At 68.1% G+C, this 6,566-nt stretch carries 8 protein-coding genes; 6 read left to right on the top strand and 2 right to left on the bottom strand.

The features are described from left to right. Both N415_RS20235 and N415_RS20230 read right to left on the bottom strand, forming a co-directional pair. The coding region (locus N415_RS20235; protein ID WP_152531489.1) for a PE family protein at nt 1–456 on the bottom strand (456 nt) is incomplete at its 3' end. 572 nt (nt 457–1,028) lie between these two features. Continuing rightward, nucleotides 1,029–2,546, bottom strand: a complete 1,518-nt coding sequence (locus N415_RS20230) for an MFS transporter (protein WP_239645629.1) — start codon at nt 2,544–2,546, stop codon at nt 1,029–1,031. 242 nt (nt 2,547–2,788) lie between these two features. Here N415_RS20230 and N415_RS20225 point away from each other — a divergent pair, with 242 nt between their 5' ends. The 6 genes from N415_RS20225 (at nt 2,789) to rplB (ending at nt 6,551) form a co-directional block, all read left to right on the top strand. Next, on the top strand, nt 2,789–3,400 hold the full coding sequence (locus N415_RS20225; RefSeq protein WP_255342538.1) for a TetR/AcrR family transcriptional regulator: 612 nt from the start codon (nt 2,789–2,791) through the stop codon (nt 3,398–3,400). Nucleotides 3,401–3,730: 330 nt separating this feature from the next. Beyond that, on the top strand, nt 3,731–4,036 hold the full coding sequence (rpsJ, locus tag N415_RS20220) for a 30S ribosomal protein S10 (protein WP_003873519.1): 306 nt from the start codon (nt 3,731–3,733) through the stop codon (nt 4,034–4,036). Nucleotides 4,037–4,050: 14 nt separating this feature from the next. Further along, a complete protein-coding gene (gene rplC / locus N415_RS20215) occupies nt 4,051–4,725 on the top strand; it encodes a 50S ribosomal protein L3 (protein ID WP_068185933.1) in 675 nt (224 codons plus the stop codon). Further along, on the top strand, nt 4,725–5,390 hold the full coding sequence (gene rplD, locus N415_RS20210; RefSeq protein WP_068185931.1) for a 50S ribosomal protein L4: 666 nt from the start codon (nt 4,725–4,727) through the stop codon (nt 5,388–5,390). The genes rplC and rplD overlap by 1 nt, the downstream gene beginning before the upstream one ends. Continuing rightward, entirely contained in the window at nt 5,390–5,692 is a 303-nt protein-coding gene (rplW, locus tag N415_RS20205; protein ID WP_067012931.1) for a 50S ribosomal protein L23, read from the top strand. Before rplD ends, rplW begins: the two co-directional genes overlap by 1 nt. 16 nt (nt 5,693–5,708) lie before the next feature. After that, nucleotides 5,709–6,551 (top strand): 50S ribosomal protein L2, encoded by an 843-nt coding sequence (gene rplB, locus N415_RS20200; protein WP_068104441.1) that lies wholly within the window; start codon nt 5,709–5,711, stop codon nt 6,549–6,551. Nucleotides 6,552–6,566 lie beyond the last annotated feature (15 nt).

Raw genomic sequence — 6,566 nt, 5'->3', positions numbered from 1 at the left:
GGCTGCCGGTGTCGCCGGCGCCGCACCACCGGAGACGCCGGCCGCTGCCGCAGGCACCCCCGCCGCCGCGGAACCTGCCGAGGCCGCGGTGCTCGCCAGCGGTTGCGCGCTCGACAGCGCCTGGCCGGGGACATTGCCCGTCACCATGTTCTGGACGGTTTGCAGGGGTGCGGCGTTCGCCGCCTCGGTGAGGGCGTACTGCTCGGCGCCGGCGCTCATCAGCTGGACGAACTGGGTGTGGAAGGCCTGCGCCGCGGCGCTGAGCGCCTGATAGACCTGGGCGTGCGCGTCGAACAGGCTCGCGATATTGGCCGACACCTCGTCGGCGCCCGCGGGCAACACGCTGGATACCGGTCCCAAAGCGGCCGAGTTCGCATCGCTGATCGCCGAACCGATGTTGGCCAAATCCATTGCGGCATTGGCCACATACTCGGGCGCTGCGAACACATACGACATTCGGCTCCCCCGCCTGTCTCGACGTCGTCCGCCTCCCCATCACGGACACCGCTCAGCGCACACTATCGCCCACCCGGGGTCTCCCGAGGCGTTTTCGGCGGATCTTCACCATGCATTCAGTGGGGCGGGCCACGCCGCAGCGTGACCCGCCCCGAAAATGCGGTGACATTCATGCTGCCCACGTAGATGGCCACGACAAGTGGCGGGCGCGCGGCTGACTTCCCGTCAGGCGCGAACTCTGCGTCGCAATGTTCGTGGACGGCACGACGTCCCGATGTCGAATATCACCTCCCTTCAGCGATCCGCGATCCGCACACGGTTTCCCGGAGGCGATCGCTCCCGTAAAACCGGCGCCTGTTTGCTGAACGAGTCGATACCCATCAACACCACATCCACCTCAACCCGCGAGATGACCTGCACCTGTCGATATATGTTTTGAAATACCACGACGAGCGGACGTTCGCAAGTATCTGAGCCGGCCCGGTCTGACCGCCGAGAAAAATTCAGGCCGAGCGGGCCCGATCAGCGACCACCGGTCAGCCGGTGTCGTTCTCCGGCAGCGACATTGGGCGTCAGCGCGCCGGTTCTCGATGCCGCCCGACGCCGGGGCGCGCCCCGGCCAAGAGCCGGCGCACCGCCTTCAGCTGCCGCCCGTCGCGGCCGGGAGCCCACAGGCCGATCAGGACCGCGGCGATGGTGACGATCACGGCCATGACCGTCGTCGAGGCGTGCATCGCCGTCATGAACGCCGCTTTGCTGACATCGGCCAGCTGGGCGCCTTGCGGCCCCAGCTTCCCGGCCACCTCGACCGCCTTGGCGAGCGAGTCGGTCGCCGGGCCGCGCACCGGGGCGGGGAACCCCGCCAACCTGGGCGCCAGCTCGTGGGAGTAGCGGCCGGCCAGTATCGAGCCGGCCACGGCGATCCCCAGGGCGCCGCCCATCTCGCGCGACGTGTCGTTGACCGCGGACGCGACCCCCTGCTTTTCGTCCGGGACCGCGCCCATGATCGCCGAAGTCGTAGGCGCGGTGCAGAATCCGATGCCGGTGCTCAGGATCAGCGTCGGCCACGCCATGCCGAGGAAACTCGAATGCAGGTCGAGTGTCTGCATGCACAGGAAGCCGACCGCCATCGTCAACGTGCCCACGAATAGCACCAGCCGCAGCCCGAACTTCGGCACATACCAAAACGACAGCGCCGAAAAAATGCCCAGCGGCACCATGAACGGGCCGAACGCCACCGCCGTCATCAGCGGGGAGTAGCCCATGATCTGCTGCACGTACTGCATGCCCAGGTAGAAGAAGCCGAACGTAGCGCCGAACAGGACGACGATCGTCGCCACGCCGGTGGCGAAACTCGGATCGCCGAACAGTCGCACGTCGAGCAGGGGATGGCGGGTCCGGAATTCGACGACGCCGAACACGGCCGCGATGATCGCCCCGGCGACCAGCCCGCTCCAGATCAGGGGGTCGCTCCAGCCGCGGTCGGGCGCCTCCAGGATCGCGGCCACCGCGATCGCGACGGCCGCGCCGATCAGCACCGCGCCTAGCGAATCGACCCGGGGCGCGTTGGCTTCCCGCGACGACGCGACGGTGCACGCCAGCGCGAAGATCGCCAGCGCGGCGGCGCCCAACGACCAGAAGATCGCGTGCCAGTCCCAAAAGCGCAGCAGCAGGCCGGATCCGAACATGCCCAGCACCCCGCCCGAACCGGCCGTCCCGGCCCAGATCCCGACGGCCTTGATGCGGTCCTCCTTCGGGTAGGCCACCGTCAGCAGCGACAGCGTCGCGGGCATCACGAACGCGGCGCCGACGCCGGCAACGGCCCGTCCCGCGATGATCTGCAGCGGGCTGTGCAACAGCGCCGGCGCCGCGGAGCCCAGGGCGAAGACGAGCAAACCGACGAGCAATGCGCCCCGCCTGCCGTAGCGGTCACCGATCGCGCCGGCGGGCAGCAGCAAGCAGGCCAGCGCCACCGTGTAACCGTCGACGACCCAGGTCAGCTGGGACTGGGTCGCCGAGGTGGCGACCGCAAGGTCGCCCAGCGCGGTGTTCAGCGCCGTCATCGACGCGACGACCAGCCCGACGCCCATGCAGGCGACGGCCAGGGTCCAAGTTCGGGCGCGGGGACTACCCCCGATGCGCCTTGCCTCATTACGCTGATCAGGCCGTACCAGCGTTTCGATCATATGGAGCGCCTCCTAGCGGGGGCGTAGCGAGATTTTCGAGACTCTTGGTCTTGTAGGTAAACCGATAGTCTTGGTCCCAAACCGGGAGGTAGCTCACAATTACCGGCGGAAGTACCGATCCCCGTCCAGCGCGGTCCAGGGCCCGTTTGCTCGAGGCCGCGGCTGCGCTGCTGCGTTCGGGGGGGCCCAGCGCGGTGACCGTCGATGCGGTCACTCGTAGCGCCAATGTAGCGAGGGCGACCCTGTATCGCCACTTCCCGAGTGGAAATGATTTGCTGGCAGCGGCATTCAACAGCCTGATACCGCCGCCGCCGATGCCGCCGGCCGACGGCTCGCTGCGCGATCGCCTGATCGGGTTGGTCCTCGCCCATGCCGAAACCGTGGCGCAGGCGCCGGCCCTGCTGACGGCCATGTCGTGGCTCTCGCTGGGCCGCGACCTGGATAAGTTGCCGGAACCCCACCAGGTTGGCACCGCCGACAGCGCGTCGATATGCACGCTGCGGGAGCGCATCGCGCAGCAGTACGCTGCCCCGTTCGACGCGGTTTTCGACAGCCCCGAGGCCGCCGCCGAACTGGGCGAGGTCGACCGGTCGCGCGCCATCGCGCTGCTGATCGGCCCGCTGATGCTGGGACGCCTGTCGACCCTGCCCGACTTCGACTACCGCGAGTGCGCGCGCGCCGCCGTCGATGGTTTCCTGCACGTGCAGCGGGCCCAGCACAGGGCCGACGCGGCGACCACCGAATCCGCTGGTGCCTGAGTCCCGGCGAGGTTTGCCTGGGATTTGGCCAAACCCATGATCTGAGGCATACTGTTCAGGTTGCCTTGCGCCGGGTTCTGCCTGGCCGGGCATACGACCAGCGCCCAACCGGGCGCATCCGGTCCCCACCTCGGAATGCGACCAATTTCGGCCGCGCACGAGGCTGCGTAAGGGTGACACGCCCGACCGCGGGGGCCGGTGGACCACGACAGGTAAACAGCGGCGCAGTATCCGGCGCGACGCTCGACCGGCCCAAGGTTGGGCCGATCCGCGCGCCGGGGGCACCAGCCCGGGACACGGGCTTTAAGAGGAGTGAGGGTAGGAGAAAGCGTGGCGGGACAGAAGATCCGCATCAGGCTTAAGGCCTACGACCATGAGGCCATCGACGCATCGGCGCGAAAGATCGTCGAGACCGTCGTCCGCACGGGTGCCAGCGTCGTAGGGCCGGTGCCGCTGCCGACCGAGAAGAACGTGTATTGCGTCATCCGCTCCCCGCACAAGTACAAGGACTCGCGGGAGCACTTCGAGATGCGCACGCATAAGCGGTTGATTGACATCCTCGATCCGACGCCGAAGACGGTCGACGCGCTGATGCGCATCGACCTTCCGGCCAGTGTCGACGTCAACATCCAGTAGGAGATCCAGAACTCATGGCAAGACAGAGCAATCCCGCCCAAAGGCGGGGCCTTCTGGGTACCAAGCTGGGCATGACGCAGGTGTTCGACGAGAACAACCGGGTCGTGCCGGTGACGGTGGTCAAGGCCGGTCCCAACGTGGTGACCCGCATCCGCACGCCGGAGCGCGACGGCTACAGCGCCGTGCAGTTGGCGTACGGCGAGATCAGCCCGCGCAAGGTCAACAAGCCGGTCACCGGTCAGTACACGGCGGCGGGCGTCAACCCGCGCCGCTTCCTGGCCGAGCTGCGGCTGGACAACCCCGACGCCGCCGCCGAATACGAGGTCGGCCAGGAGCTGACGGCGGAGATCTTCGCCGACGGCGCCTACGTCGACGTGACCGGCACCTCCAAGGGCAAGGGGTTCGCCGGCACCATGAAGCGGCACGGCTTTCGCGGCCAGGGCGCCAGCCACGGTGCCCAGGCGGTGCACCGCCGGCCGGGTTCGATCGGCGGCTGCGCCACGCCCGCCCGGGTCTTCAAGGGCACCCGGATGGCCGGCCGGATGGGCAACGACCGGGTGACCGTGCAGAACCTGTTGGTGCACAAGGTCGATGCCGAGAACGGCGTGCTGTTGATCAAGGGTGCGGTCCCCGGCCGCACCGGCGGACTCGTGATGGTTCGCAGCGCGATCAAACGAGGTGAGAACTGATGGCACTCAAGATTGACGTCAAGACGCCGGACGGCACGGTCGACGGCTCCGTCGAGCTGCCCGCTGAATTGTTCGACGCCCCGGCCAATATCGCGCTGATGCACCAGGTGGTCACCGCGCAACGCGCCGCCGCCCGCCAGGGCACGCACTCGACCAAGACGCGCGGCGAGGTGAGCGGCGGTGGCCGCAAGCCCTACCGGCAGAAGGGCACCGGACGCGCCCGGCAGGGTTCGACGCGGGCCCCGCAGTTCACCGGCGGTGGCACGGTGCACGGCCCCAAGCCGCGCGACTACAGCCAGCGGACACCCAAGAAGATGATCGCCGCGGCATTGCGGGGGGCGCTGTCCGACCGCGCGCGCAACGGACGCATCCACGCGATCACCGAGTTGGTCGCGGGCCAGACCCCGTCGACCAAGAGCGCCAAGGCATTTCTGGACACGCTGTCCGATCGCAAGCGGCTGCTGCTGGTCATCGGCCGCGCCGACGAGACAGGTGCCAAGAGCGTGCGCAACCTGCCCGGCGTGCATGTGTTGGCGCCCGACCAGCTCAACACCTACGACGTGCTGCGCTCCGATGACGTGGTGTTCAGCGTCGAGGCCCTCAACGCCTACATCGCGGCTAACACTGCCGCCAACACCAGCTCTGCCGAGGAGGTTTCGGCCTGATGGCGACCATCGCTGACCCCCGCGACATCATCCTGGCGCCGGTCATCTCCGAGAAGTCCTATTCGCTGCTGGACGACAACGTCTACACGTTCGTGGTGCACCCCGACTCGAACAAGACGCAGATCAAGATCGCCATCGAGAAGATCTTCTCCGTCAAGGTCGCGTCGGTGAACACCGCGAACCGGCAGGGCAAGCGCAAGCGCACCCGGACCGGTTACGGCAAGCGCAAGGGCACCAAGCGCGCCATCGTGACCCTGGCCCCGGGCAGCAAGCCGATCGACCTCTTCGGCGCACCGAGCTAGAAAGACCTGATTAGACATGGCAATTCGTAAGTACAAGCCGACGACCCCGGGTCGCCGCGGCGCCAGCGTGTCCGACTTCGCCGAGATCACCCGTTCGGAGCCGGAGAAGTCGTTGGTGCGCCCGCTGCACGGTCACGGTGGCCGCAACGCGCACGGCCGGATCACCACCCGCCACAAGGGTGGTGGTCACAAGCGCGCCTACCGGGTGATCGACTTCCGTCGTAACGACAAGGACGGCGTCAACGCGAAGGTCGCGCACATCGAGTACGACCCGAACCGCACGGCAAACATCGCGCTGCTGCACTTCCTGGACGGCGAGAAGCGCTACATCATTGCCCCGCTTGGGCTCTCGCAGGGCGACGTGGTGGAGTCGGGCCCCAACGCCGACATCAAGCCCGGCAACAACCTGCCGCTGCGCAACATCCCGGCCGGTACCTTGGTGCACGCCGTGGAGCTGCGCCCTGGCGGCGGCGCCAAGCTCGCGCGCTCGGCCGGGTCGAGCATCCAGCTGCTCGGCAAGGAGGGCACCTACGCGTCGCTGCGCATGCCCAGCGGCGAGATCCGCCGCGTCGACGTGCGCTGCCGCGCCACGGTCGGCGAGGTGGGCAACGCCGAGCAGGCAAACATCAACTGGGGCAAGGCCGGTCGGATGCGGTGGAAGGGCAAGCGCCCGTCGGTCCGTGGTGTCGTGATGAACCCGGTCGACCACCCGCACGGCGGTGGTGAGGGTAAGACCTCCGGCGGCCGGCACCCGGTTAGCCCGTGGGGCAAGCCCGAGGGCCGCACCCGCCACCCGAACAAGCAGAGCAACAAGCTCATCGTCCGACGCCGGCGCACCGGCAAGAAGCACTCGCGGTAACAGGAGTAGCAAGAC

It is taken from the genome of Mycobacterium sp. UM_CSW (assembly GCF_000455205.1).
Taxonomy (GTDB): Bacteria; Actinomycetota; Actinomycetes; order Mycobacteriales; family Mycobacteriaceae; genus Mycobacterium.
Note: the sequence above shows the minus strand (reverse complement) of the source record. Positions and strands in the feature narration are given on the sequence as shown.

Excerpts from the sequence above, each read along its gene's own strand:
- N415_RS20230 (WP_239645629.1), bottom strand. The coding sequence starts at position 2,546 with ATGGGCGTCGGGCTGGTCGTCGCGTCGATGACGGCGCTGAACACCGCG.
- rplC (WP_068185933.1), top strand. The coding sequence starts at position 4,051 with ATGGCAAGACAGAGCAATCCCGCCCAAAGGCGGGGCCTTCTGGGTACC.
- rplB (WP_068104441.1), top strand. The coding sequence starts at position 5,709 with ATGGCAATTCGTAAGTACAAGCCGACGACCCCGGGTCGCCGCGGCGCC.
- rplW (WP_067012931.1), top strand. The coding sequence starts at position 5,390 with ATGGCGACCATCGCTGACCCCCGCGACATCATCCTGGCGCCGGTCATC.
- rplD (WP_068185931.1), top strand. The coding sequence starts at position 4,725 with ATGGCACTCAAGATTGACGTCAAGACGCCGGACGGCACGGTCGACGGC.